General features: G+C 42.6%; 2 protein-coding genes. One reads left to right on the top strand and one right to left on the bottom strand.

Annotated elements, in window-relative coordinates:
* Nucleotides 1-411 (bottom strand): SH3 domain-containing protein (locus R7Q47_RS25900; RefSeq protein ID WP_318090217.1); only part of this gene is annotated, 411 nt, incomplete at its 3' end.
* Between the two features lie 76 nt (nucleotides 412-487).
* On the opposite strand from R7Q47_RS25900, the gene R7Q47_RS25895 reads away from it, so the two are divergent.
* On the top strand, nucleotides 488-1,036 hold the full coding sequence (locus R7Q47_RS25895) for an ATPase (protein ID WP_318090216.1): 549 nt from the start codon (nucleotides 488-490) through the stop codon (nucleotides 1,034-1,036).
* Nucleotides 1,037-1,131 lie beyond the last annotated feature (95 nt).

The following is a 1,131-nucleotide window of genomic DNA, read 5'->3' as shown; positions in this document are numbered from 1 at the left end:
TTTGATGACTGGCTCAGCGTCAGAGAGACCTTTCGAGTTGACCCATTCCGCAGTCTCTTCTCCACCATCTTCGTAAACGATGTAGTCAGATAGACGAAACCAACCCTCGACCTTTTCCAGCACAGACACTTTTTCGCCTTTGTAAAGCGCATCAACTATCAAAGACTTATCATCAGGCTTGTTGTAAACGTTAACGCGACGCTCGATAACGTAATATTCCGTGATTTCAGGAGCTGGCGATTCTAAATCCATGATGGGTTTGGAGGCATCCCCTTTATCTACAGGCGCCTTTTCCGTTTTAGCCGCAACAGGCTTTTCAGGTTCGTCTTTTTGCATAAAAAAGAAATAGTAACCAGCACCCGCGCCACCCAGCAGCAGAAGAATCAACACTGCGATGAGAACTTTTTTCATGTTCTTTTCCTTTTTATTCTTTGTGCTTATCTCGCCATCTATACTGTTTAGAGACGGTTAACTTACGTGAGCAATCATGATCAACAAACACTATTGGATGCTGATACTTATCTCGTTCCCTTTGCTAGGGTTCGCCAATGTTCAATGTAATCCATCTTCTTGGAATGACAATCTTACCCAATTCAACCGTTTAGGGTCCAACTACAATCAGCATGTTAAGGTGTTCAACACCTTGTTAAGTGAACACAAGCAGCGCCAACTGCTTTCGCAAACTTTTTCCACAGATGAACTCAGTTTGTTATGGCGCGCTAAGTACAATCAAAACCTGTTCCAAAATCAGCTAAAAGCCTCGGTTCAGTACAAAGAAGAGTTAACGCAAAAAGCAAATGAGCTTATCAAGCTTAGTACCGAGTCGCAGTGGGCAGCCAATGGCTGGGAAAAGCTCGCTCAAAGTTGCAGACATAATAATGAAACAGCGAACCAAATCAGTGCAGAATGGTATCGAGAAAACGCTCAACAACTGGCTAAAGACTATACGAACCTCTCCTCGCAATTTCTGGGATTGGCCCACCTTTATGACAAAGAAGCGAGTGCATTAAAATACGCCCAAGGCTCTCGCCATTAAACTGTTACAAAATGGGACTGTTCCCCTTAATAAAATTGATTAACCAATAACCAAACTAGCCATTTTATAGAGACATACGTCACATTAATGCTTTA

This window comes from Vibrio sp. Vb0349 (genome assembly GCF_033338975.1).
This window is presented reverse-complemented; position numbering and strand designations above follow the sequence as displayed.